This window comes from Rhodococcus sp. Z13, from assembly GCF_025837095.1.
In the GTDB taxonomy this organism is placed as follows: domain Bacteria; phylum Actinomycetota; class Actinomycetes; order Mycobacteriales; family Mycobacteriaceae; genus Rhodococcus; species Rhodococcus sacchari.
The window spans coordinates 621280-646681 of the sequence record NZ_CP107551.1 but is presented as its reverse complement, the minus strand read 5'-3'; the positions used below and the strand labels follow the sequence as shown (position 1 = coordinate 646681).

Below are 25402 nucleotides of genomic sequence, written 5' to 3'. Positions count from 1 at the left end.
AGGTACAGTCCGGGACATGTCGGATTCCCCCGCCGAGTTGCGCGATCTCCTCCTCCTCACCACCCGCACGCTGCGGCGACGCTGGCACGACATCCTGCAGCCGTGGGAGATGTCACCCCACGAGCACCGCGCCCTCGACGTGATCGGACGCGCCGACGAACCGATCCGCCTCGGCGTCGTCGCCCGGGACCTGCACATCGCCCCCCGCTCGGCGACCGAGGTGGTGGACCGGCTCGAGGCCCGCGGCCTCACCGAGCGGCTCCCCGACCCGGCCGACCGCCGCGCGGTCTGCGTCCGGCTCACCGACGAGGGACGCCGCCTGCGCACCGAACTCGCCTCCGCGCGGGACGCCGCCGCCGACGCCGTGTTCACCCGCCTCGATGCCGGTGAACGCGCCGAGCTGTCCCGGCTGCTCCACAAACTCGTCGACGACCTCCCGGACTGAGCGCTCCGGGCGGATACTCACGTTCCGGGGCGCCGCGACGTCTACCCGTCGACGAACCGAACCGGAGGGGGCACCCGTGACGAGCACCGACCGCCTGCAGTCCACCACCCTGTACTCCACCACCCTGCCGTCCCGCGTCGACGCCCTCGCCTGGCCGGCGCTCACCGCCGAGGTCGACGCCACCGGGTGCGCGCTGTCCGGCCCACTGCTGAGCGCGGACGAGTGCGCCGCCCTCGCCGCACTGTGGGACGACGAGCAGCGTTTCCGCACCACCGTCGACATGACCCGGCACCGTTACGGGCAGGGTGTCTACCGCTACTTCGGCCGGCCGGTCCCCGAACCGGTCGCACGACTGCGGGCGGCCTTCTACCGGCACCTGCTCGGCACCGCCCGCGAGTGGGCCGCCCGCCTCGGTGACCCGGCATCCTGGCCCGACGACTTCGACGACTGGCTCGACCTGTGCCGTCGCGCCGGCCAGACCGAACCCACCCCGCTGATGCTGCGCTACACCGCGGGCGACTGGAACGCCCTGCACCGCGACCTCTACGGTGAGCTGGTCTTCCCGCTGCAGGTCGTGATCGGCCTCGACCGGCCGGGAACCGACTACACCGGGGGAGAATTCCTCCTCGTCGAACAACGCCCGCGGGCACAGTCGCGCGGCACCGTCACGCTGCTCGAGCAGGGGCACGCCCTGGTCTTCACCACGCGCGACCGGCCCGTGTCCTCGGCGCGCGGCTGGTCACGGGCGCCCGTGCGCCACGGGGTGAGCACCGTCCGGTCGGGGCTGCGCCGCGCCCTCGGTCTCGTGCTGCACGACGCCGCGTGACCGCGGCGTCACCCTCCGAAGAGGCGGCGCGGGTTGTCGACGAGCATCGTGGTGATCTGCTCGTCGGTCACGCCCCTCTCGCGCAGGGCGGGCAGGACGTCGTCGCTGATGTGGTTGTAGTTCCAGTTGGGGACGGCGGCTTCCTTGACGTCGTGCGGGAACCAGTCGATGAAGCACGCGGCATCGTGGGAGAGCACCATACGGTCGGCGTAGCCGCGGGCGGCCAGCGCCGCGACGGTATCGACGCGCTGCTCGAAGGGCAGCAGCAGGTCGAGCCCGAACCGGTCCATGCCGAGGATCGATCCGGCGTCGGCGATGCGGCACAGGTGGTCGAGATCGGTCGAGTCGCCGCTGTGCCCGATCACCACCTTCCGCAGGTCCACGCCCTCCTCGGCGAGGACTCGTTGCGCCACCTCCCCCGACCCGGTGTGGGGGTTGGTGTGCACGGTGATCGGCACCCCGGTCTCCACGTGCGCCTGCCCCACCGCGCGCATCACCCGCTCGACGCCCGGCGTCAACCCGGGAAGTTCGATGGCGCACTTGAGCATTCCCGCCTTGACTCCCGTACCGGCGATGCCCTCACGGATGTCCTTCACGAAGAGCTCGGTGAGCGGTTCCGGGCCGTCGACGAGCAGGCCGGGTCCGACGTTGTGGAACTGGAACGGCAGGTCGTTGTAGGTGTACAGGCCGGTCGCGACGACGATGGTGATGTCGGTGCGTTCGGCGACCCGCTGGATACGCGGGATGTAACGGCCCAGACCGACGACGGTCGGGTCGACGATGGTGTCGATACCGCGCTCCGACAACGCCTTCAGCTTCGCCACCGCGTCGTCGACGCGTTCGTCCTCGTCCCAGGGGCTCGGGTGGTCGGGGAAGTTGGTGCGGATCTCCTCCCCCAGCACGAAGACGTGCTCGTGCATGAGGACGGTGCCGAGACGACTCGAATCGACGGGGCCACGAACGGTTTCGACTGCTGTCATGCCCGGCACAGTAGGTCACCGCGCGGCGCGGCAGGGTCGATTCGGCGAACCCCTCGCGACGCGCCCGGTTCAGCTCTCGAGACTCTGCCGGTATCGGCGCATGCCCCGGATCCACCGGTCGTAGTCGGCGCCCTTGTGCCGGTACATCTCGAGGACCTCCGGGTGCGGGAGGATCAGGAAGCGTTCCTCGTCCATCGCCGCGAACACCGCCTCGGCGACCTGCTCCGGGGTGAGCACGGCACCGGCGGAGACGACGGCCCGGGTCGCGAGCTCACCGAGCGAACTGCCGGATTCCTCGCCCGCGTGCAGCAGCACGGTGTCCACGCCCATCGGGCACAGACAGCTCACCCGCACCCCGCGATCGCCGTAGGTGACCGACAGCCATTCGGCGAAGCCCACCGCGGCGTGTTTGGTGACCGAGTAGGCGGCCGCGCCGATCTGGGTGAGCAGCCCGGCGGCGGAGGCCGTGCTGACGAAATAGCCCTGTCCGCGTTCGACCCAGTCGGGCACCAGTAGTTTCGCGGCGCGGATGTGGGCCCGCAGGTTGACGTCGAAGGCCTGTTCCCACACCGACTCGTCGATGTCGAGGCCGGGGCGCCCGGCCACTCCGGCGTTGGCGAAATACAGGTCCACCGGGCCGAACTCGGACTCGGCGCGGGCCAGGATCTCCCGGATCCGGTCCTCGTCGGAGACATCGGCCGCCACGGCGACCGCGCTGCCCGGTGTCCTCGCGTCGATGTCGTCGGCGACCTTCTGCGCCGCCGCACCGTCGAGATCCGCGACCACCACGCGGGCACCGCGGTCGACGAGTCCGCTCGCGAGCGCCCGTCCGATCCCGTTCCCGCCGCCGGTCACCACCGCCACCGAACCTTCGATCCTCACGGGGTCTCCTCTCCGATTCGCCGAACCGCTGTCGCGTGCGGCACAGTCGACACGTACCTGTCTACACGCACCGGAGGCCCCCTCACCGCCCATGGACGAACTGTTCCGGGTTCCCCGGCACCGGCGCACGATCGCCCCGGGTGCCGTGCACGTGCCCGACTGGCTGACCACCGACGAGCAGCGCCGGCTTGTCGAGGCGTGTCGGCAGTGGGCACGCGGCCCGGCACCGATGCGCCGCACCGTGCTTCCCGGCGGGGGCAGGATGTCGGTGCGTACGGTCTGCCTGGGATGGCACTGGTCGCCCTACCGTTACACCCGCACCGCGGTGGACGTCGACGGCGCTCCCGTGCCGCCGCTTCCCGGATGGCTCGCCGATCTGGGGCGTCGGGCGGTCGCGGACGCCTACGACGATCCGGCCGCCGGTGAGCGATACGAGCCGGACACCGCGCTGATCAACTTCTACGATCGCGACGCCCGGATGGGGATGCACCAGGACAAGGACGAGCAGGTGGACGCGCCGATCGTGTCGCTGAGCATCGGCGATGCGTGCCTGTTCCGGTTCGGCACCGGTGAGTCCCGCGGCCGCCCCTACGCCGACGTCCGGCTCGAATCCGGCGACCTGTTCGTCTTCGGCGGACCGTCGCGCTTCGCCTTCCACGGCGTGCCCACGGTCTTCCCCGGCACGGCTCCCGCGGGGTGTGGTCCGAACGGAGGACGCCTCAACATCACGTTGCGGACCACCGGATTGAGCTGAGCCACTCCCGGGCGGTGGTGTTGCCGAAAACACAGCCGATCAGGGCGTTCTCAGCACGAAATCTCGCAAATCGGACTTTATTCTCATGTGGCAGCCGTCGGAGTCGGGGGAAGCTCACAGGGGAGGCGCCATGTCCGGTATCGCACGGTCCGCTCGGACCGCGACCCTGCTCGCAGCACTGGCCGTCGCATCGGTCGGAGCGGTCGTCACCGCCGCACCCGCGGCAGCGGACGAGGCGTCCGCGTGCCCGGAACGCTTCGTCCTCGCGGTCGACGGCACCCGACCCGTGCACACACCCGACTCGCTCGACCCCGAGTCCCCGCTCGCAAAGGTCTCCGCGCGGTACGCGGCACCGGACACGGTCGTCGAGCACATCCCGTATCCGGCGGTGGTCGTGCCCGTGCCCGACTCCGGGTCGAGCGAGGGTTCCGACGGCATGGCCTACGACGAGTCGAAGCGGATCGGGCACCAGCGGCTGCGCGAGGCCGTCGACCTGCGGCACACCTCGTGCCCCGACAGCGAACTGGTGATCCTCGGCTACTCGCAGGGCGCCTCGATCGCCGGCGACGTGCTCGTCGAGATCGCCGCCGACGGGTCGGTGCCGCCGGACCGCATCCGCGGCGTGCTGTACTCCGATCCGCGCGACACCCGCGGGGTCGAGACCCTGTTCCCCGGTGAGGTCCTGCCCGGGATCACGCTCGGTGGCGGCCGGGACGACTTCGGCGAGATCGAGGTGCAGCGGATCTGCCTCGAGGGCGACGCGGTGTGCGACGGGGTGCGGCCGGAGGAGAGCCGGGCCTGGCTGATGGAGAACGTCACCGGGTACCTGCTGCTCCACACCCGGTACCCGGACTTCACGCCGTGACCGGGCACGGGCGTCGAGTCCGGAGCCGATCCGTGCGGTCGGTTATCGTCGTCTCATGAGCGTCGATACCCCCGCTGCGCAGCTTCCCTCGCCCGGCGACGATCCGCTCGCCCTCGACCGGCAGGTGTGTTTCGCGCTCGCGGTGGCGAATCGGGCGGTGCTCGCGGTCTACCGCCCGATCCTCGACGAGCTCGGGCTGACCCACCCGCAGTATCTCGTGATGCTCGCGCTGTGGGAGCGCGCTCCACTCACGGCCCGGCAGCTCGGCCGGACCCTCCAGCTGGATTCCCCCACCCTCTCGCCTCTGCTCAAGAGGCTCGAGGGTCAGGGGCTGCTCACCCGGCACCGCAGCGAGGTCGACGAACGGCAGCTCGTCCTCGAGCTCACCGACGCCGGACGTGAGCTGCGCGCGAGGGCCGAGTCCGTGCCGCAGCAGGTGTTCGAGGCATTGGGCGTCGGACTACCCGAACTCGAGGAACTGCACGCGGCGCTCGTCCGCGTCAACGCGGCCGCGCTGCGGGCCGGGGCGTTGCGCGGCTAGGCGGAGGAGTCCGCGGTCTCGGCGACGACCATGGGCAGGGCGGCGGCGGTCAGGCCGGCACCGCGCGGATCGTCCTCGGGGAAGGGCACCACGTCGTGGGTCTGCACCGGAAGTTGTTGCTGCTGCGCCACGGTGGTGCCGATCGCGGTGATAGCGCTCGCGGCACCCGCGCCACCCGCCGAGGCGGTGAACACCTCGGCACCTCCGGGACCGAGGGCGAGTCCGCCTGCGGCCTCACGCTTCTCGACCGCGGCGGACAGGACGTCCGCGCCGGCGAAGCGGACGATCTCCCACTGGCCGGGGTCGAGTTCCGCCGAGAGGGCGTCGACGGCCGGATCGGGCGCCGCGATCCCGAGCTTCATGTGGTGCGGGCCGCCGTTGACGGAGGGCAGCGCGAACGCGGCCGGCATCGCGGACACGACCACCGTGAGGCCGACGACGACCGCGACGAGCCCGGTCCACGGGGTACCCGCGGCCCTGCTCGATGCCGCCCAGGAGGCGGCGCGCGATCTCGGCAAGGACGTCGCGGAGGTCCCCCTCGTCGAGATCGCCAAGCGCGCCGGCATCTCCCGCAGCACCCTGCTGCGCAGACTCGGCGGGACACGCGCGTCGCTGGACGAAGCCCTCCGCGCGGCCGGCGTGGACCCGGGTGGGCAGCGCCCCGTACGGGAACGCGCGATCGACGCGGGTGGCCGGCTCATCAGCAGGCGCGGACTGTCGGCCGCGACCCTCGAAGCCGTCGCGACGGAGGCCGGTTGCTCGGTGTACAGCCTCTATTCGACGTTCGGCGGCCGGTCGGGATTGCTCGAGGCGATCTTCGAGCGGTACCGCCCCACACTGCCCATCGACGCCGACACCGAACCGGGTGAGGACCCGACGGCCACCATGACCCGGCTCTACATGGGAATCGCGGAGGTGTGGACACGGGAGCCCCGGATCCTTCCGGCGATCCTCGCCGAGGTCCTCGCCGACCCCCACGACCCCGCGACCGCCGAACTGCTCGAGTACGCCGTACCCCGCTCTGCGATGGCGGACATCCTGGACTGGCTCGACCGGCCGACACCTCGATCCCCGACGCGCTCGCAGGTCATGCGCCCGATAGGGTGGACGCACCATGCGTTCACTCACACATGCAGCTCACCGCGCTCGCACGGCGGCCGTCCGGTCGTCCGTTCCGGGAGACCGTCGATGAGGTCGAAGAGCTCCCGTTCGGAGGCGACGCGAATCGCCCTCATGGAGGCGACGCTGCAGGTGATCATGGAGAGCGGCGTCAAGAACGTCACCCACCGCAAGGTGTGCAGTGCCGCCGAGGTGTCGCTCGGCACCGTGAACTACCACTACGCCGACCTCGACGAACTGATCCTCGACGCGTTCGCCTACTACGTCGACCGGATCTCGGAGAAGTACGAGGGCAACTTCTCGTTCGTCCGCAGCGACGACGACCTCGTCGAGGCGGTCATCGACATGACCCGCCAGCTGTCGAACGACACGAAGACCGCGGTCCTCATGTGGGAGATGTACGCCCAGGGCGGTCGCGACAGGATGTACCGCCAGCTCATCCGCAAGTGGTCCAAGCGCGCGAAGTCCGGGGTCGAGCTGTACTGCTCCCCGCGGACGGCGACGACGCTGGAGGCCGTCTGGGACGGGTGCGTGGTGCAGCGGATCGTCGGCGACGCACACCTGTCGGACGACGAGCTCCGCGAGGTCGTCCTCGGCATCATCCGGATGGACGAGTCACGTGAGTACCCCGTCGTCGGCCGGCGGCGTTCGAGCTAGACCTTCCGGGACGGACACGGCCTCCAGCCACCCCTGACCACAACCCCTCCTGACACACGTCGCCACCCCTTTTTGAACAAAGTTTGAAATCTGTCAGCGGTCAGCCACATCGGACCGAGCAGATGTCGACCCATCCGCCAACGGCTACGTCTCGCGTAACACGACTTTAACCTGCAATGTGGCTGAATGTTACGGGAATGGGTCTTTTTTGTTTCGGCGTTGACGGAGAGTTCTCGTCAGGTTTAGGTTTTCGATCACCTCCGAACTTTCAACAAATGTTCAGAGTCTTGTTCTCTCCCGAAAGAGGCGTTCGATGCGTACCCAAGACTTCGATCCGGACCTGTTCAAGAAGGTCGTCGGCCGGTTCCCCACAGGCCTGACGGTCGTGACCGGCGTCCGGGACGGTCTGCCCCAGGGCATGACCCTGCAGTCCTTCATGTCGCTGTCGCTCGACCCGGCGCTGATCGCCATCGCGGTGGCGCGCACGTCGACGACCTGGCCGAACATCGAGGCCGGCGGATCGTTCGCCGTCAACGTCCTGGCCCGGCACCACTCCTCGCTCGCCCGCACGTTCTCCCTCAGCCCCGAGAAGCGCTTCGAATCGGTCGCGTACTCCACGTCGAAGGCCGGGAATCCCGTCCTCGACGAGGCCGTGACCTGGCTCGACTGCACGCTCGACAACGTCCTCGACGGCGGTGACCACATCATCGCCATCGGCAGGGTCGTGGAGCTGAAGACGCACGACGAGCAGGACGACGTCGAGCCGATCGTGTTCTACCGCTCCGGGTTCCGCGCTCTCACCGAGCTGCAGCCCGCCTGATCCCCTTCCCCGCTCGCCCGCCGAGCACCCCTCGCCCCCTCCGACCCGTGGTCCCCGCCCGGTTCCGAGCAGAAAGAGAATCCCCATGAAGTTCGGTATCTTCAGTGCTCCCTACTCCCACGCGTACGCCAACGGCAAGCGCACCGCCAAGGAGGTCATCGACTGGGACCTCCAGATGGTCAAGTGGGCCGACGAATACGACCTGGACGAGGCGTTCTTCGCCGAGCACTACACCCTCGGCGGTGAGCCGTCCCCGGCCCCGGACGCGATGATCGCCGCGGCCTCCCAGATCACGAGCCGCGTGCGCCTCGGCGCCGCCGCCCACCTGCTGCCCTACCACAACCCGATCGCCCTGGCCCACCGCATGATGTGGCTCGACCACATGACCGACGGCCGTTACATCGCCGGAATCGCACCGGGCGCATACGCTTCCGACGCCCAGCTCTTCGGCACCGGCAACAACAACCCCAAGATGATGGTCGAGGCCCTCGACATCCTCGAGGCGATCTTCACCCGGCAGGGCCCCTACAAGATCGAGGGCGAGTACTTCTCCGTCGACATGCCCGCCTACTCGGAGGACATCCACGGCCCGCACCTGAAGCCGCGGCAGACGAACATCCCGCTCATGATCACCGGTATGTCCGAGAACTCCTCGACGATCAAGTTCGCCGGTGAGCGCGGCGCCTACCTGCTCAGCCAGGAGGTCCACGAGAAGACCTGGATCAACCACTGGGAGACCTACTCCGCCGCCGCTACCGCCGCCGGCCGCGAGGTGAAGAAGTCCGACTGGCGCGTCTGCCGCGACATCTTCGTCGCCGACACCGACGAGGAAGCCCTCGACCTCGTGCGCAACGGCGCGATGGGCGAGCTGTGGGGCGAGTACAACCTCCCCAACTTCGTGAAGCTCGGCCTCGGCCCGCTGCTCACCGGTGGCCAGATCGACGTGAGCGAGCTGTCCCTCGACTGGATGATCGAGAACTTCTTCATCATCGGCTCGCCCGACACGGTCGCCCAGCGCATCGAGGAGCTCTACAACGCCGTCGACGGCTTCGGCACCCTCGTCACCTTCGTCCACGAGTACACCGACAACCCGGAGCCCTACCGCCGCAGCTTCGAGCTGCTGGGCCAGAAGGTCAAGCCGCAGCTCGCGCACCTCAACGGCTGATCACCCCACAGCTCCCCTCTTGGGGCGGCCCGGAACCAGCGCCGCTTCCGGGCCGCCCCCGAAAGGAATCCACGCATGAGCAACATCGCAGGCCCTCGTCACCTCGGGGTGATGGCCGCCGACCTCGACCCCCGGGAACGCACGCAGCCCGAGGCCGGGGACATCAGCTCCCGCGTCGTGTGGACCGAATCCGGTCAGTCGCACGGGATCTGGCAGATGACCCCCGGAACCCTCCAGGAGGTACGGGGACCCGAATCGGTGGCCCTGCTGGCGGGTCGCGCCCGGGTCACCGTCCACCCCTCCGGCGAGGTCTTCGAGATCGCCGCCGGCGACGTCTTCGTCATCGACAACGACGAGACCGCTACCTGGGAGGTCCTCGAGACCGTCCGGAAGTTCTTCGTCGTCAACCGCTGAGGCTCCTGCCTCCGGTACCGAACCCCTCTCACAGCAGCGCCGCTGTGGCCTTCCCCCGCTTGCTTTTCCGAAAGGATCCATCATGACCACGATCCCGCAACGCCTCGTAGGCCGTATCGCACTCGTCACGGGCGGCGCGTCCGGCCAGGGCCTCGAGCACACCCGCCGCCTGGCCCAGGAGGGCGCCCACGTCCACTTCGCCGACATCAACGCCGAGGTCGGCAAGAAGGCCGAGGCCGAGCTCACCGCCGAGGGACTGAAGGTCACCTTCCACACCCTCGACGTGAGCAAGCTGGATCAGTGGGAGGCACTCGCCGCCGAGCTGGATCGGGCCGAGGGCCGCCTGGACATCCTGGTGAACAACGCCGGCATCCTGGTCGACGTCCTCCCCGCCGAGGAGAGCACGGAAGCCGCCTGGAACAAGACGATCGACGTCAACCAGAAGAGCATCTTCCTGTCGCTGAAGACCATGGTGCCGCTGCTCAAGAAGAGCAAGCACGCCTCGGTCGTCAACACCTCCAGCATCTTCGGCCTCGTCGGCGCCGACGGCTACCTCTCCTACGTCGCCTCCAAGGGCGCCGTGACGATCATGACGAAGTCGGCCGCGGTGAGCTACGGCCGATACGGCATCCGCGTCAACAGCATCCACCCCGGCTACATCGACACCCAGATGCTGCGCGACGAGTTCGCGGAGCTCGGTGAGGGTGCCGAGGAGGCGACGATCGCCACCATCCCGATGGGCCGCCTGGCCGGCCCCGAGGAGATCTCCCCGGCCGTCGCGTTCCTCGCGTCGGACGATGCGTCGTACATCAGCGGCGCGGAACTGCTCATCGACGGCGCCCTGCTGGCGGCACGCTGACGAGCCCGCTCGGGACGGTCGTACGGGACACCCCCGTCCTGGACGATCGTCCTGAAAGACTCGACCTCGGATCGTTACGAGAACGGTGAGGTGTGTGACATGACAACTTCGGCACGATGGTCGGAAGGAGAGTGCTGATGGAACTCTTCGGTCAGATCATCATCTACATCATGATGGGCTTTCTGCTCGCGGGAGCGGCAGCCTACATCGTCCGCCCCAGCTCCCCCTTGGCCGACGAGTTCAAGGAAGGCATCCTGGCGATCGGGCACATCTTCATCCCGGTCGGCGGCATGATGGCGATCATCCCGCTGCTCGTCGACTGGATCGACAAGCTGGTCGCCCCGATCTACACCTGGGTGCACTCCGACGCATCCATCGCGGTGGCCTCGTTCATCCCCGCGGACCAGGGGGCGTACCAACTGTCGTACGAGGTGGCCGGCAGCCACAGCGCCTGGATCATGGCCTACACGGTGGCCATGACCGCGGGCTCGACGATCGCGTTCACGGTGCCGGTCGGCCTGGCGCTGCTCCCGAAGCTCGACCACAAGTACATGGCGCTGGGCGTCATGTCGGGCCTGCTCGCGATCCCGTTCACCGCCTTCGTGATGACGCTGATCCTGCAGCAGACCGGTGTCCTGCTCCGGGAGGAACCGTCGGTCGACGCGCCGAGTACCCGGCCGTTCGATCTTCCCATGGGCGACATCCTCCTCAACCTGGTGCCGCTGGTCGTGCTCATGGTGGTCCTCGCGCTCCTGCTGCGGTTCTTCACCAAGCAGGCCGTCACCGGGTTCATGGCCTTCGGCCAGTTCCTCCGCGCCCTCACCACGGCGGTGCTCGCTCTGTCGATCGTGGAGTACTTCACCGGGGTGTTCTCCACGGTCTTCGGGTCGTGGCCGCTCGCTCCGATCGTCGCGGACGGGGAGGACCAGTTCCGCGCCCTGGAGACCGCCGGGTACATCGGCATCATGCTCGCCGGCGCCTTCCCGATGGTGTACTGCATGCGGATCTGGCTCGAGAAGCCGCTCGCGGCGCTGGGCCGGAAGCTGGGCATCTCCGAGGTCGGGATGACGGGCTTCCTGGCCTCCACGGCGAACATCCTCGCTCTGTTCCGGGTCGTGCCGCTCATGCCGGCGAAAGACAAGGTGCTCACCATCGCCTTCGCGGTGTGCGCGGGCTTCGCGTTCGGCGACTTCCTCGCCTTCACCGCGAACTTCCAGCCGAACATGATCGGGGCGATGATCCTCGGCAAGCTCCTCGGCGGTGTCGCCGCCGTGCTCATCGCACTGTGGATCGCCACCCCGCACGCCACCCGGCTCGCCGCGGCCGAGAAGGCCGACGACGCACCGGGGTCCGACAGCGATCCCGCCGCGCCGGTTGGTACTCCCGGAGAGCAGGTCCCCTCGGCCTGAGGCTCCGGAACCGGCCGGGCCCGAACCCGGTTCGCACGCACCCACCCCACAGCCGCCGAGGTACGACCCCCGTTCGTACCTCGGCGGCCGTGTTCCACCCGTACCCGATCCTCAGGAGGATTCTCCGATGACCACCACCGCCGACCGCACCACCTCGGCCGTCGACCCGATCCGAGCGGCAGCCTTCCAGTCGGGATGCCCCGTCGTCGTGGTGGACGACACCGCCGAGAACGGCCGCACGATGCTCGCGTTCGCGGCGGCCCGGGCCACCACCAGCACGGTCGCCTTCACGATCCGGCACACCTCGGGCTTCCTCACCACCGCCCTCCCCGCGGAACGCTGCCGGATACTCGGCCTGCCACCGATGGTGGGGCGGGCACCGGAATCGGGATGCAGCGGTTCTGTATTCACCGTGGCGGTCGACGCCGCCCACGGCATCGGCACGGGGATCTCCGCCCTCGACCGGGCGGTGACGATCGGTCGGCTCGCCGACGACTCCTACGGGCACGAGGACTTCGTCCGCCCGGGACACGTGCTGGTCGTGTGCCTGTCGGAGGACGGCTCGTCCGGCTACCCCTACGCCCGTGAACTGGCGTCGTTCGCCCGGGTCCTCGGTCTGGCGGAGGCCGCCGCGTTCGCCGATCTGGTCTCCCCCGAGGACGAGACGCGGCTGGCGACCCGGTCGGAGGCGCACCGGTTCGCCGACGAGCACGGTCTCGAAATCGTGAGTGTGCAAGCGATCTCGTCGTTCGTCGACTACTGCACCGGCGTCTGACGCCCGGCGGCGCTCAGTCCGCGACCTCCTCCGTCGGTCCCGGCCGACTGTCGAGCACGAGCATCGCGGTGTGCAGCGACGTCCGCGACTCCCCGTCGTCGAGGTCCACCCCGAGCAGGCGCTCGATCCGGGCCAGCCGGTCGTAGAGCGTCGGACGCGCCAGACCGAGCCGCTTCGCGAGCTCGGCCTTGTTCCCACCGAGTTCGAGGAACCCCCGCAGGACGTCGAACAGGCCGTCCCCGTGCCGTGCCCGATCCTCGAGCAGCCCCCGCAGTTCCGTCTCCGCGAAGGCCTGGACCCGGGCGTCCGAACGGACGACGGCGATCAGTCCGCGCAGCCGCACGTCGGACGAGCGGTGGAACGCCTTGTCGCCGTCCGGCATCGACAGTGCGGCGTCAGCGACGTGCGCCGATTCGTCCAGCCGGCCCGCGGCATCGAGCAGCCGCGTGGAATCCGGGGCCACTCCGATCGCGGACCGCACCACCCCGTCGACGCGGGAGAGCGCGGTACGGATCGCGAGACAGGTCTCGGTGAGCACGTCCGCGCGTGTGTTGGCCGGCGGCATCGACAGGATCAGATCGATTCGGCCCGAGGGACGTTGGGCCACCAGGGCGGTCCGCCCCACATCGCGGATGGCGTGCCGCACCGCATCGAGCGCACGCGTGCGCCTCCCCTGCACGAGAACCTGATCCACACCGGACGATTCGACGATCCGAACTGCGATCGGCACGTAGGTCAGACCGGGACGGAGCCCGAGCGCGTGCGCCCGGGCTGTGGCCTCGGCCTCGTCGCCGATCCGGCCGAGCCGCAGATCGTCCACCAGACCGATCTGCGCCTGCACCTCGAGAGCGGTCCAGTTCTGTTCGATCATGCGGTGCAGCGCGAGCGCTTGAGCGGCGCGCTCCAACGGCATTCGCGTCCGCGGCCCGGTCTCCCCCGGGGACGGCACGACGAGTCTTCCCCACTCCTGCCCCTGCGCACCGACGGGCGCGGTCAACCAGCCCTCGGGGCCGACGCTGGTCGTGGCGGATTCCACCGGGGTGAGGCGCGACCGTCGCTCCCAGTCGCGGAGCAGCCTCTTCGCCGGCTCGTTCACCGACGCGAAGGCCAGCACCTGGCGCGTCAGATCCTCGAGAACGACGGCGCTGCCGATCATCTCGGCTGCTGCGTCGACGATCTCCTGCGCGTTCGCGCGCCTCATCGCCAGTTCGGTGAACACCTCGTGAACGTGCCGGGCGAACACCAACTCGTCGTACTGGTCGGCGACGATCGACCGGTGCACCTGCTCGGTGAGCTCCACGAACCGGATCTCCCGGTGCAGCGCGATCACCGGGAAGTCGAGCCGGTCCGCCGTCCGTGCAACATCTTCCGCGAGTTCGAGTCCGCCGAGTTCAACGATGACGCCGACCGCACCGACCGCCGCCAGTCGTTCGAGGTAGGCCACCGGATCCTCGGCCAGCGGACGTCCGGTCGTCAGTACCATCTCGCCGCCCTGCAGAAGATTCGTCAGATCCGCGAGGTCGCTGACGTGCACCCACCGCACCTCTCGATCGAGATTTCCGCCCCCGACGCGCTGGGGGAGGCCGGCTTGCACCACAGGCAGGGAGACGATGTCGGCGATGGTCGGTTGCACCTTACAGAGTGTAAGGGATCGACCTCATGAATTGACACTCTGTAGGCCTCGGGCGGGCGTGGGGCGGGGCAGAATCGTAGACACACGGTAGGAACCGGGACGACGGAAACCCTTGTTCCCCAATTCCCGTTTCGAAGTTCCCTTCCGGACGAAGTGGTCCGGGAGCCTCCCTAAGGATACGCCTGATGACCGTAGACACGAAGGCCACCGTCGCCCACTGGCTCGACAACAAGCCGTTCGGCGGCACGAGCGAGCGCACCGCGCCGGTGACCAACCCCGCGACCGGCCGCGTCACCGGACAGGTCGCCCTCGCCGACGTCGCCGACGCCCGTCGCGTGATCGAGGCCGCCAAGGCGGCGTTCCCGGCCTGGCGCGACACCTCGCTGGCCAAGCGCACGCAGATCCTGTTCAAGTTCCGCGAGCTGCTCAACGCCCGCAAGGAGGAGCTGGCCGCGATCATCACCTCCGAGCACGGCAAGGTGCTCTCCGACGCGCTCGGCGAGGTCACCCGTGGCCAGGAGGTCGTCGAGTTCGCCTGCGGTATACCGCATCTCCTCAAGGGCGGTATGACGGAGAACGCCTCGACGAAGATCGACGTGGCCTCGATCCGCCAGCCCCTCGGCCCGGTTGCGATCATCTCCCCCTTCAACTTCCCCGCGATGGTCCCGATGTGGTTCTTCCCCATCGCCATCGCCACCGGCAACACGGTGATCCTCAAGCCGTCCGAGAAGGTCCCCACCGCGGCACTGTGGATCGCCGAGCTGTGGGCCGAGGCCGGCCTGCCCGCCGGTGTGTTCAACGTCCTGCAGGGCGACAAGACCGCCGTCGACGAGCTGCTCACGAACCCCGACGTCAAGTCCGTCTCGTTCGTCGGCTCCACCCCGATCGCCCAGTACGTCTACGCCACCGGCACCGCCCACGGCAAGCGCGTCCAGGCTCTCGGCGGCGCGAAGAACCACGCCATCGTCCTACCCGACGCCGACCTCGATCTGGCCGCCGACGCCATGGTCAACGCCGGCTTCGGTTCCGCCGGTGAGCGCTGCATGGCCATCTCCGTACTGGTCGCCGTCGGCGACATCGCCGACGAACTGGTCACGAAGATCAAGGAGCGCACCGAGACCCTGAAGATCGGCGACGGTACCCGCGGCACCGACATGGGGCCGCTGGTCACCAAGGCCCACCGCGACCGCGTCGCCTCCTACATCGACGCCGGCGAGGAGGCCGGTGCCACCGTCGTCGTCGACGGCCGCACCCTGAGCGCCGACGGCGAGGCCGACGGCTTCTGGCTCGGCCCGACCATCCTCGACAACGTCACCACCGACATGAAGGTCTACACCGACGAGATCTTCGGCCCCGTCCTGTCGGTCGTGCGCGTCGAGACCTACGACGAGGCCCTCGAGCTCATCAACAACGGCCCGTTCGGCAACGGCACCGCGATCTTCACCAACGACGGTGGCGCAGCCCGTCGCTTCCAGAACGAGGTGGAGGTCGGCATGGTCGGCATCAACGTGCCGATCCCGGTCCCGACCGCCTACTACAGCTTCGGCGGCTGGAAGAACTCGCTGTTCGGCGACACCCACGCCCACGGCACCGAGGGCGTGCACTTCTTCACCCGCGGCAAGGTCGTCACCACCCGCTGGCTCGACCCGAGCCACGGTGGCATCAACCTCGGCTTCCCGCAGAACAACTGAGACAGGACGCACGACATGACCACCATCGAACGTGTAGATCTCCCGGGCGGCCGTGATCTCGACGTCGCCGTCGCCGAGGGCGCCCGCGCCTACGAACTCGACCGCGCGCACGTCTTCCACTCCTGGTCCGCTCAGGCGCAGATCAACCCCATGACGGTGATCGCCTCGCAGGGTTCGTACGTCTGGGACGGCGACGGAAACCGCCTGCTGGACTTCTCCTCCCAGCTCGTCAACACCAACATCGGCCACCAGCACCCGACCGTGGTGAAGGCGATCCAGGAGCAGGCCGCCAAGCTGTGCACCATCGCCCCGCAGCACGTCAACGACGCCCGCTCCGAGGCCGCCCGCCTGATCGCCGAACGTACTCCCGGCGACCTGAACCGGGTGTTCTTCACCAACGGCGGTGCCGACGCGAACGAGCACGCCATCCGCATGGCGCGCCTGCACACCGGCCGCTACAAGGTGCTCTCGCGGTACCGCTCGTACCACGGCGGCACCGACACCGCGATCAACCTGACGGGTGATCCGCGGCGCTGGCCCAACGACTACGGCAACAGCGGCATCGTGCACTTCCACGGCCCGTTCCTGTACCGCTCGCAGTTCCACGCCGAGACCGAACAGCAGGAGACCGAGCGCGCCCTGGCGTACCTCGACCAGCTGATCCGCTTCGAGGGCCCGGACTCCATCGCCGCGATCGTGCTCGAGTCGGTCCCCGGCACCGCCGGCATCATGGTCCCGCCGCCCGGCTACATGGCCGGCGTCCGAGAGATCTGCGATCGCTACGGCATCGTGTTCATCGCCGACGAGGTCATGGCCGGCTTCGGCCGCACCGGCGAGTGGTTCGCCATCGACCACTTCGACGTCGTGCCCGACCTGCTCACCTTCGCCAAGGGCGTCAACTCCGGATACGTCCCGCTCGGCGGTGTGGCGATCAGCGACAGGATCGCCGCGACCTTCGCCGACCGCGCCTACCCGGGCGGCCTGACCTACTCCGGTCACCCGCTCGCCACCGCCGCTGCCGTGGCGACCATCAACGCCATGCAGGAGGAGGGCATCGTCGAGAACGCCGCCCGCATCGGCGCCGAGGTCCTCGGACCCGGCCTGCAGGCGCTGGCCGACAAGCACCCGTCCGTCGGACAGGTCCGCGGCCTCGGTGTGTTCTGGGCGATCGAGCTGGTCGCCGACCGCGCCACCAAGGAGCCGCTGGCTCCCTACGGCGGGTCGAGCCCGGCGATGAACGCGGTCATCGCCGCGTGCAAGGCAGGCGGTCTGCTGCCGTTCGCGAACTTCAACCGCATCCACGCGGTGCCGCCCTGCAACGTCAGCGACGACGAGGTCCGCGAGGGCCTCGAGATCCTCGACCGCGCCCTGGACGTCGCGGACGAGCACGTCCGGTCCTGACACACCCGATCACATGATCAATCCGGTCCCCGCAGGCAACGGCGCCTGCGGGGACCTCTGTCGATCCGCCCCCGTTCACCCCTGCCCTTCCCCCGCCCACCACGAGCTCGATGGAGAGTCCTCATGACCACCACCCTGCACACCCAGCCGGTTTCGCTACCGGACGGATATGTGGAACACCGGGTCCGGTGTCCGATCCCCGAAGTGTCGATCCTCCAGAAGCTCACCTCGGGCGCTCTCGACGTCCATCTCGACAGTGACGGCGACCGTCTCCGGTTCACCCTGTACAGCGGTGGCGCGGACGTCTCCCTCGAACGGGTCCTGCACCGCCTCCGCAGCCTCGACCTCGAACCCGTGGACCACCAGCACACGGTGGTGCAGCGACCGGACGGATTGCTCTGCCATCTCTCCGGTTTCGTCGTCGCCCGCGGGCCGCTCGCCGCAGCGGCCCGAAACGATCTCGACCCCGGCGCCGTGGTCGAGACCTTCCGTGCGATGTGGTCCGGACGCGCCGAATCCGACGGCTTCGCGGTCCTCGTCCTCACCGCCGGGCTGAGCTGGCGCGAGGTGGTGATCCTGCGCGCCTACGCGCAGTTCCTGCGGCAGAGCACACTTCCCTACGGACGCAAGCGGATCGAGACGGTGCTCACGTCGCATCCGGACATCGCGGCCGCGCTCGTCGCACTCTTCCACGCCCACTTCGATCCCACCCTCTCCGACGACCGGCCTGCCCTGGTCGACGAACGTCGCCGTGTCGTACGGGAACTCGTCGACGAGGTCGAAGGACTCGACGCCGATCGCATCTTCCGGGCGTATCTCGACGCGATCGAGGCGACCGACCGCACCAACTTCCACCGTCCCGGCGCGCTCGGCTCCGAGCGGCCCCAGTTGTCGTTCAAGCTGCGTTCCCAGGACATCCCGGTTCTGCCCGAACCGCGGCCGCAGCACGAGATCTTCGTGTACTCCCCCGACGTCGAGGGGGTGCACCTGCGGTTCGGCGCGGTCGCTCGCGGCGGTATCCGCTGGTCGGACCGCTTCGACGACTTCCGCACCGAGATCCTCGGACTCGCCAAGGCGCAGGCCGTCAAGAACGCCGTCATCGTCCCCACCGGCGCGAAGGGCGGATTCGTCGTCAAGAACACGGCGATCTCGGGTGAGGCCGGCTACCGGCAGTTCATCTCCGGCCTGCTCGACATCACCGACAACCGCACCGGCCGCGGCGACGCCGTGCACCCCGACGCCGTGGTGTGCCGGGACGGGGAGGACCCCTATCTCGTCGTCGCCGCCGACAAGGGCACCGCGAGCTTCTCGGACACCGCCAACGACGTCGCCGCCGACTACGGTTTCTGGCTCGGCGACGCCTTCGCCTCCGGCGGGTCGGTGGGTTACGACCACAAGGCGATGGGCATCACCGCCCGCGGCGCCTGGGTGAGCGTGACCCGGCACCTGGCCGAAGCCGGTATCGATCCCGACCGCTCGACGTTCACCGTGGTGGGCATCGGCGATATGAGCGGCGACGTCTTCGGCAACGGCATGCTGCTCAGCCGCAACATCCGACTGGTCGCGGCATTCGACCACCGGCACGTCTTCCTGGACCCCGACCCGGACCCCGAGGCCTCCTACCGCGAACGGCAGCGGCTGTTCGAACTGCCGCGCTCGTCGTGGAACGACTACGATCGCACACTGATCAGCGCGGGCGGAGGCGTGTTCGAGCGGACCGCGAAGTCGATCCCGGTCACCCTGCAGGTCGCCGAGGCACTCGGACTGGACCCGCAGGTCGAGCGACTGTCCCCGCACGAACTGGTCGGCGCCGTGCTGCGCGCCCCCGTGGACGTGCTGTGGAACGGCGGCATCGGCACCTACGTCAAGAGCAGCAGCGAGACCCACGCCGAGGTCGGCGACAAGGCCAACGACGCCGTGCGGGTCGACGCCGATCAGATACGCGCCCGGGTCGTCGGCGAGGGCGGCAATCTCGGCTTCACACCGCTCGGACGGATCGAGTTCGCCCGGGCCGGCGGCAGGATCAACACCGACGCCCTCGACAATTCCGCCGGCGTGGACTGCTCGGACCACGAGGTCAACATCAAGGTCCTGCTGAGCACGGTGTGCGGATCCGACCTCGCAGGGGAACGGCGCGCCCAGACCCTGGCGCGGCTCACCGACGAGGTCGCCGAACTGGTCCTCGAGAACAACCGCGCACAGAACCGGATCCTCGGTGACGCCCGTTCGAACGCCGCGCAACTGCTGGCCGTGCACGAACGGATGGTCGAGGACCTGGAGCGGCGCCGCGGTCTGGACCGCACGCTCGAATCCCTGCCGGAGTCCGAGGGATTCGACGAGCTGGCGCGAACGGGACGCGGTCTCACCTCCCCCGAGCTGGCCACTCTGCTCGCACACGCCAAGCTCGATTTCAAGCGGGAACTCGCCGCGTCCGGGGAGTTCACCGACACCTGGTTCGACACGAGGCTCGCCGCCTACTTCCCCGAGGCACTGCGCACCCTCGGGCCGATCGACGACTTCCCCTTGCGGGACCAGATCATCGCCACGGAGATCACCAACGACATCTTCGCGCGCGGCGGTCTGACCTTCGTCTTCCGGCTGCGCGAGGAGACCAACGCCAACGCTGCGGACATCGTGCGGGCCTTCGTCGTCACCTCCGAGGTGTTCGGTCTCGAGCAGTTGTGGGCGGACATCGAGAACGCCCAGTTGCCCCCCGCGGTCGAGTACGAACTCGCTTCCGAGGCACGCCGACTGCTCGACCGGGCGTCGCGCTGGTTCCTGACACGGCGCCCGCAACCGCTGTCGGTGTCCTCGTCGATCGGCCGCTTCCGGATGGTGGGCGAGGCAGCCGGGCAGATCGCGCACTGGCTGCAGGGCGCCGAGGCGGAACGTTTGCGCGCCACCGTTGCACGGTACGTCGAGGCGGGGGTCGACCCGTCGATCGCACAGCGTGTGGCGGAAGGGCTCTACCGGTTCAGTCTGCTCGACATCTTCGAGATCGCGAAGGAGACCCGGCACGACATCGCCACGGTGGGTCGCATCTACTTCGCGCTGTCCGAACACCTGGACGTGGACACGTGGCTGATCCGCGTGTCGGCCCTGCCCCGCGAGAAGCGCTGGCAGTCCCTGGCCCGCTCGGCACTTCGCGACGACCTGTACCGCTCGCTGCGGCACCTCAGCCGCGACGTGGTCGGCACGATCCGGTCGGACGACTCTCCGCAGGCGGCGATCGTGGACTGGGAGGAACTCAACCGCACCCGGCTCGAACGCATCCGCCTGATTCTCGACGAGGTCGACGGGACCCCCGATCCCGACCTCGCCGCCATGACCGTCGTCACCCGCCAGATCCGTTCGGTCGCCGGACCGTTCATGATCTGACCCCTCTCGAGAGAAGGAAGCCCGTGCCCGTGGATCCCGCCATCTCCTCGCTCCGGCTGCGCCGCCGGGGCCTGTGTGCCGTCTTCTTCCTGCCCGGCTGGGCGATTGCCTCGTGGGTGAGTCGCACACCGGCCGTGCGGGATCTGCTCGGCGCCTCCATCGCGGAGATGGGCATGATCCTGCTCGGCCTGTCGATCGGATCCATGACCGGCATCCTCCTGTCCGGAAGGCTGGTGACGCGCTTCGGCACTCGTCCGATCATCGCGGTGAGTACCGCCGCCGTGGCCGTCGCCATGCCGATCGTCGGCATCGCGGCGGCCGCGGGCCTGGCGCCCGCCGTCGCAGCAGGACTCGCGCTCTTCGGGATCGGGATGGGGCTGTGCGAGGTGGCGATCAACATCGAAGGGTCCGCTCTCGAGCGGGTCACCGGAGGATCGTTCCTGCCCACCCTCCAGGGCTGGTACAGCCTGGGCACACTCATCGGCGCCCTGACGGGAATGTTCCTCACCGCCCGGAACCTTCCGGTCCTGTGGCATCTGATGCTCGTCGGAGCGGCCGTCGGCATCGTCCTGACGTGGGCGATCCGCACAGTTCCCGAGGGAACCGGGCGCAGGGCGCGATCCTCACGGCCGCAGCACGCCTCCGGTGGCCGCGCGCTCCCCCGCGATCCCCGCTTGTGGGCCATCGGATTCGTCGCCATGGCCACTGCACTGGCCGAAGGCACCGCCACCGACTGGCTCCCACTGCTCATGGTGGACGGTCACGGTTTCGGCGACACGATCGGCTCGGCCGTCTTCGCACTGTTCGCCGCGACCATGACCGTCGGCCGGTTCTCCGGCGCCGTTCTCGTCGAACGGTTCGGCCACACACGGGTTCTGGCGGTGAGCGCGGCACTGGCCGCGATGGGCATGGCGGTCGTGGGGTTCACCGGCGACCCGCTCGTTGTCGCGGCCGTGGTGGTGTGGGGTCTGGGTACGGCACTGGGCGTCCCTGTCGCCCTGTCCGCTGCGGGACGCTCCGGCGACCGGCCCGAGGCCCGCGTCGCGCTGACGTCGGCGATGGCCTATCTCGCGTTCCTCGTCGGCCCGCCGGTGATCGGCCTCATGGGCGACGCGGTGGGTTTGCGGGCGGCGCTGCTCGTGCCGATCGTGGTGGTCGCGGCGGCGGTGCTGTGCACGCCGTCCGCGGCCCCGGGGCGCCGCACGCGCGAACGCCCCGGGCAGGTCGATCAGACCAGCGGAACCGACGCCTCGCCGGTGTAGACGAGGAAGGTGAACGACTCCTGGAAGTACAGGTTCACCGTCTCGGCGTCGTGCGAGAGGTAGCCGATCGACAGGTCCTGGCCGACCTGCAGGTCGTAGTCGCCGCCGCGGGTGGTGAGCACGAACGCACCGTCGATCGCGGGAGCCCAGATGAGGTCGCCGTCGATGAGGCGGCGCAACTGCTCGCGGATCGGGTAGCCGTGGTCGGACGTCTCGCTGACCTTGGTGTACTCGTCGGCGCCGAGCAGGATCGAGTACGGCCCGCCCACGCCGGCGAGACGCAGCTGCGACAGGGCCTGGCTGATGACCTCCGGGAAGTCGCGGGGATCCTCGGGCAGCTGCAGGGAGGTGTTCGACGACGACGCCCGGATGCCCTCGATACCGGCGGCGGCGTATCCCTCGAAGATCGCACGGTCCTCGGCGAAGGCGATCTGTCGCGCGGCCTCCTTCACGGGATCGAGGTCGATGTCGCGGGCACCGCGTTCGACGTTGTCGAGTTCCTCGCGCGACAGGCTGAACGGCACCCGCAGCTCGACGAGCGGAGCGACCCGGTGCTGGCGGGCGGTCACCCCGGTGGCCGGGGACTCGATCACCTGGGTGCGGCCGAGCCCGACCGCGGCGAAGTCGGCTCCGTGCGGACCGGAGAAGTCGACGACCGTGCGTCCGGCGACGTGCCGCTTGAACGTGCGGGCCGCCTCCTCCTCGATCTCGGCCCAGGCCGCGGCAGAGATGGGGGCGAGGTCGCGGTACAGATTGTTCACAGTGCCGAACTCCTTTTGTTCACGGTGTCGAACTCCTTCGCAGAGGACCTATTCCGAGTGAACCGTCCGAGTTCGGACGCCGGATTGCGGCGTCCGGCGCAGGCACACCCGTGCCGACTTCGGAAGGGTTGTCCGCCGGCGCCGGCGGAAGATCTTCGAGGAACTCGAGCGACGGGCAGAAGAACAGCGAACCCGTCACCGCGGTGGAGAAGTCGAGGATGCGGTCGGTGTTCCCCGGCGGGTTGCCGATGAACATGTTGCGCAGCATCTGCTCCGTCACCGACGGGCTCGACGAGTAGCCGATGAAGTAGGTGCCGAACTCGCCGGCGCCGAAGCTGCCGAACGGCATGTTCGCGCGCACGATCTGCCGTTCCTGCCCGTTCTCGTCGACGACGACGTTCAGCGCCACGTGGGAGTTGGACGGTTTCGTCTCGTCGTCGAGTTCGATGTCGTCGAGCTTGGTCCGGCCGACCGCCCGTTCCTGTTCCTCGACCGACAGCGAGTTCCACGAGTCGAGGTCGTGCAGGTACTTCTGCACGATGACGTAGCTGCCGCCGGCGAAGTCGGGATCGTCGTCACCGACGAGCGCGGCGTCGACCGCCTCGTCGTCCTCCGGGTTCTCGGTGCCGTCGACGAAGCCGAGGAGGTCGCGGCGGTCGAAGTAGCGGAAGCCGTGGGTCTCGTCGACGACGGTCGCGACGCCGCGCAACCGGTCGTTGATCTTGGCGGCGAGTTCGAAGCACAGGTCGGTCGTCGAGGCCCGCAGGTGGAACAGCAGGTCGCCGGGAGTGGACGGTGCCTGGTGCTTCCCGCCGTCGAGGGGGACGAAGGGGTGGAGTTCGGCGGGGCGGGGACCGGCGAAGAGCCGGTCCCACATGGCCGAACCGATGCCGGTGACCACCGACAGGCCACCTTCGGGGATACGGAAGCCGACCGAGCGTCGCAGCCCGGACAGGTCCGCGAGGAGGTCGCGGACCGCGTCCTCCCCGCCGTCGTCGACCGTCACCACGAGGAAGATCGCCGCCTCGGTGAGCGGCGTCAGTATCGGTTGTGCGCGAACCACCCGCTCACCGTAGATCAACCGGACCGATGCGGCATATGCGGCACGCCGCCGGACCGCGGGTTGTGACAGACCACTACGGATTCGCCGGGGACGACAGTGTCAGGGCAGCATCCAGGACAGCACCGAGGTGGTCTGCAACCACACCAGCAGCGCCAGCACGACCAGCCCGGCGATGCTCAGCGGCCAGATCCGGCGCATGAGCAGACCGTCCTTGCCGGACAATCCCTTCACCGACGACACCAGCGCCAGGTTCTGCAGGGCGATAGGGGTGCCGGTGGTGCCGCCGGTCATGTTCCCGGCGACCAGCACGGTCGGATCGAGCCCCGACTGCTGGGCCGCCGCGACCTGCAGGCTGCCGAACATCGCGTTCGAGGCGGTGTTGGATCCGGTGACGACGACACCGAGCCAGCCGAGCACCGGCGACACCAGCGCGAAAGCGGCACCCGCCCCGGCGAGGAAGCTGCCGATCGTGCCGGTCTGCCCCGACAGGTTCATCACGTACGCCAGGGCGAGCACCGCCGTCACCGTCGCGAACGACCAGCGCAGCTGCACGACCGCGGCGACGAAGCAGCGGGCGGCGTCGGAGACCGCGACCCGCAGCACCAGCGTCGACAGCACCGCGGCGACGAACACGAGCGTGCCCGGCGCGGAGAGCAGATCGAAGGTGAAGGTCTCCGCCGTGGGCACCCGGCCGTCCTCGGTGGTGACGTCGACCCCCGGCCAGGCGAACGACACCTTCGCCGCCGAGAGCACCGACGCGACCGGGCCGAACCGGCTGATCAGGAAGACGAGCACGATCAGCGCGTAGGGGGCGAAGGCCTCGACCCGGCGGCGCCGCGAGTCGTGGATCCGCTCGCCCGGGAGCTCCCGGCTCTCACCGCGCGGCTGCCACACCTTCAGCACCGCGAGCAGCACGGCGAGCCCGGCGGCAGCCGCCGCGATGTTGCTCAGCCCCACGGTGAGGTAGCTCGCGCACACGAACTGGGCGCCGCCGAAGGCCAGACCGACGGCCAGGGCGATCGGCCAGGTCTGTCGCACACCGCGCCTGCCGTCGATCACCGCGACGAGCACCAGCGGCACGAACACCGCGAGCAGGCAGACCTGCCGGGCGACCACCGGGCCGATCTCGTCGATGGGGATCTCCGACACCCGCGACATCGTCAGGATCGGGGTGCCCATCACGCCCAGCGGGGTGACGACGGAGTTCGCGAGCAGCGCCGCCGCGGCCGCGCGCACCGGCGGCAGACCGGCTCCGATCAGCACCACCGTCGACACGACGATGGGGGTGCCGAAACCGGCGACGGCCTCGAGCAGCGCACCGAACAGGAACGCGATGACGATCGTGAGGATCCGCGGGTCCGGGGATATCCGCCCGAACGCGCGGGTGAGCACGTCGAAGTGCCCGGACTCGACGGTCAGCCGATACACGAAGACGGCGTTGACCACCGTCCACATGATCGGGAACAGACCGAAGACGGCACCCTCGACACCGGCGCTCAGCGCGGAGCCGACGGGCATGCCGTAGACGGTGGTGGCGACGACGACCGCCACCGCGACCGCGACCGCGGCGGCCGAGTGCGACCGGAAGCGGAACACCGCGAGCAGCACCAGCATGGTGAGCAGCGGCAGCACCGCGACCAGCGCCGACCACGCGAGGGACGCGCCGACCGGTGCGATCGGCTGGACGTATGCACCTGTCACC

General features: G+C 69.2%; 23 protein-coding genes. 16 read left to right on the top strand and 7 right to left on the bottom strand.

What is annotated here, in order from left to right; genetic code table 11:
* Positions 1-16 precede the first annotated feature (16 nt).
* Both OED52_RS03035 and OED52_RS03030 read left to right on the top strand, forming a co-directional pair.
* Positions 17-445, top strand: a complete 429-nt coding sequence (locus tag OED52_RS03035; RefSeq protein ID WP_264153225.1) for a MarR family winged helix-turn-helix transcriptional regulator — start codon at positions 17-19, stop codon at positions 443-445.
* Positions 446-521: 76 nt separating this feature from the next.
* Entirely contained in the window at positions 522-1271 is a 750-nt protein-coding gene (locus OED52_RS03030; protein ID WP_264153224.1) for a 2OG-Fe(II) oxygenase, read from the top strand.
* Positions 1272-1279: 8 nt separating this feature from the next.
* Here OED52_RS03030 and OED52_RS03025 read toward each other — a convergent pair whose 3' ends face one another.
* Together OED52_RS03025 and OED52_RS03020 are read right to left on the bottom strand one after the other, a co-directional pair.
* Positions 1280-2251 (bottom strand): phosphotriesterase family protein, encoded by a 972-nt coding sequence (locus OED52_RS03025; protein ID WP_264153223.1) that lies wholly within the window; start codon positions 2249-2251, stop codon positions 1280-1282.
* Between the two features lie 69 nt (positions 2252-2320).
* Positions 2321-3133, bottom strand: coding sequence for an SDR family oxidoreductase (locus tag OED52_RS03020; RefSeq protein WP_264153222.1), 813 nt, complete (start codon positions 3131-3133; stop codon positions 2321-2323).
* Between the two features lie 91 nt (positions 3134-3224).
* Here OED52_RS03020 and OED52_RS03015 point away from each other — a divergent pair, with 91 nt between their 5' ends.
* The 3 genes from OED52_RS03015 (at position 3225) to OED52_RS03005 (ending at position 5293) form a co-directional block, all read left to right on the top strand.
* Positions 3225-3887 carry an alpha-ketoglutarate-dependent dioxygenase AlkB family protein gene (locus OED52_RS03015; protein ID WP_264153221.1) on the top strand — a complete coding sequence of 221 codons (663 nt, stop codon included), beginning with the start codon at positions 3225-3227 and terminating at the stop codon, positions 3885-3887.
* A 130-nt stretch (positions 3888-4017) separates the two neighbouring features.
* On the top strand, positions 4018-4752 hold the full coding sequence (locus OED52_RS03010; protein WP_264153220.1) for a PE-PPE domain-containing protein: 735 nt from the start codon (positions 4018-4020) through the stop codon (positions 4750-4752).
* 55 nt (positions 4753-4807) lie between these two features.
* Positions 4808-5293 (top strand): MarR family winged helix-turn-helix transcriptional regulator, encoded by a 486-nt coding sequence (locus tag OED52_RS03005; RefSeq protein WP_264153219.1) that lies wholly within the window; start codon positions 4808-4810, stop codon positions 5291-5293.
* Here the strand turns inward: OED52_RS03005 and OED52_RS03000 are convergent.
* Entirely contained in the window at positions 5290-5712 is a 423-nt protein-coding gene (locus OED52_RS03000) for a hypothetical protein (protein ID WP_264153218.1), read from the bottom strand. The genes OED52_RS03005 and OED52_RS03000 overlap by 4 nt on opposite strands.
* 7 nt (positions 5713-5719) lie before the next feature.
* On the opposite strand from OED52_RS03000, the gene OED52_RS02995 reads away from it, so the two are divergent.
* The 7 genes from OED52_RS02995 (at position 5720) to OED52_RS02965 (ending at position 12511) form a co-directional block, all read left to right on the top strand.
* Positions 5720-7069 carry a TetR family transcriptional regulator gene (locus tag OED52_RS02995; RefSeq protein ID WP_264153217.1) on the top strand — a complete coding sequence of 450 codons (1350 nt, stop codon included), beginning with the start codon at positions 5720-5722 and terminating at the stop codon, positions 7067-7069.
* Between the two features lie 313 nt (positions 7070-7382).
* Complete coding sequence (locus OED52_RS02990; RefSeq protein WP_264153216.1) at positions 7383-7889, top strand: flavin reductase family protein; 507 nt, start codon at positions 7383-7385, stop codon at positions 7887-7889.
* Between the two features lie 85 nt (positions 7890-7974).
* The gene (locus OED52_RS02985) at positions 7975-9054 is read left to right on the top strand and encodes an LLM class flavin-dependent oxidoreductase (protein WP_264153215.1); all 1080 of its coding nucleotides are present in this window, start codon (positions 7975-7977) and stop codon (positions 9052-9054) included.
* 75 nt (positions 9055-9129) lie between these two features.
* The gene (locus tag OED52_RS02980; protein WP_264153214.1) at positions 9130-9468 is read left to right on the top strand and encodes a cupin domain-containing protein; all 339 of its coding nucleotides are present in this window, start codon (positions 9130-9132) and stop codon (positions 9466-9468) included.
* Positions 9469-9550: 82 nt separating this feature from the next.
* Positions 9551-10327: an SDR family NAD(P)-dependent oxidoreductase gene (locus OED52_RS02975; RefSeq protein ID WP_264153213.1), complete on the top strand. Its 777-nt coding sequence runs from the start codon at positions 9551-9553 to the stop codon at positions 10325-10327.
* A gap of 137 nt (positions 10328-10464) precedes the next feature.
* Positions 10465-11736, top strand: a complete 1272-nt coding sequence (locus OED52_RS02970) for an ethanolamine utilization protein EutH (protein ID WP_264153212.1) — start codon at positions 10465-10467, stop codon at positions 11734-11736.
* Between the two features lie 127 nt (positions 11737-11863).
* Positions 11864-12511 carry a 3,4-dihydroxy-2-butanone-4-phosphate synthase gene (locus OED52_RS02965; protein WP_264153211.1) on the top strand — a complete coding sequence of 216 codons (648 nt, stop codon included), beginning with the start codon at positions 11864-11866 and terminating at the stop codon, positions 12509-12511.
* Between the two features lie 13 nt (positions 12512-12524).
* Here the strand turns inward: OED52_RS02965 and OED52_RS02960 are convergent, their stop codons facing one another.
* Positions 12525-14144 carry a PucR family transcriptional regulator gene (locus tag OED52_RS02960; protein WP_264153210.1) on the bottom strand — a complete coding sequence of 540 codons (1620 nt, stop codon included), beginning with the start codon at positions 14142-14144 and terminating at the stop codon, positions 12525-12527.
* A gap of 185 nt (positions 14145-14329) precedes the next feature.
* On the opposite strand from OED52_RS02960, the gene OED52_RS02955 reads away from it, so the two are divergent.
* The 4 genes from OED52_RS02955 to OED52_RS02940 all read left to right on the top strand — a co-directional run bounded on the left by OED52_RS02955 (position 14330) and on the right by OED52_RS02940 (position 21876).
* Complete coding sequence (locus OED52_RS02955) at positions 14330-15835, top strand: CoA-acylating methylmalonate-semialdehyde dehydrogenase (RefSeq protein WP_264153209.1); 1506 nt, start codon at positions 14330-14332, stop codon at positions 15833-15835.
* Between the two features lie 15 nt (positions 15836-15850).
* Entirely contained in the window at positions 15851-17236 is a 1386-nt protein-coding gene (locus OED52_RS02950; protein WP_264153208.1) for an aspartate aminotransferase family protein, read from the top strand.
* A gap of 123 nt (positions 17237-17359) precedes the next feature.
* Positions 17360-20614 (top strand): NAD-glutamate dehydrogenase, encoded by a 3255-nt coding sequence (locus tag OED52_RS02945; protein ID WP_264153207.1) that lies wholly within the window; start codon positions 17360-17362, stop codon positions 20612-20614.
* Between the two features lie 23 nt (positions 20615-20637).
* Positions 20638-21876, top strand: coding sequence for an MFS transporter (locus tag OED52_RS02940; protein WP_264153206.1), 1239 nt, complete (start codon positions 20638-20640; stop codon positions 21874-21876).
* Here the strand turns inward: OED52_RS02940 and OED52_RS02935 are convergent.
* The 3 genes from OED52_RS02935 to OED52_RS02925 all read right to left on the bottom strand — a co-directional run bounded on the left by OED52_RS02935 (position 21843) and on the right by OED52_RS02925 (position 25401).
* Entirely contained in the window at positions 21843-22637 is a 795-nt protein-coding gene (locus OED52_RS02935; RefSeq protein WP_264153205.1) for a family 1 encapsulin nanocompartment shell protein, read from the bottom strand. The genes OED52_RS02940 and OED52_RS02935 overlap by 34 nt on opposite strands.
* Positions 22638-22656: 19 nt before the next feature.
* Complete coding sequence (locus OED52_RS02930) at positions 22657-23700, bottom strand: Dyp-type peroxidase (RefSeq protein ID WP_264153204.1); 1044 nt, start codon at positions 23698-23700, stop codon at positions 22657-22659.
* A gap of 99 nt (positions 23701-23799) precedes the next feature.
* On the bottom strand, positions 23800-25401 hold the full coding sequence (locus OED52_RS02925; protein WP_264153203.1) for an L-lactate permease: 1602 nt from the start codon (positions 25399-25401) through the stop codon (positions 23800-23802).
* Position 25402: the final 1 nt, after the last annotated feature.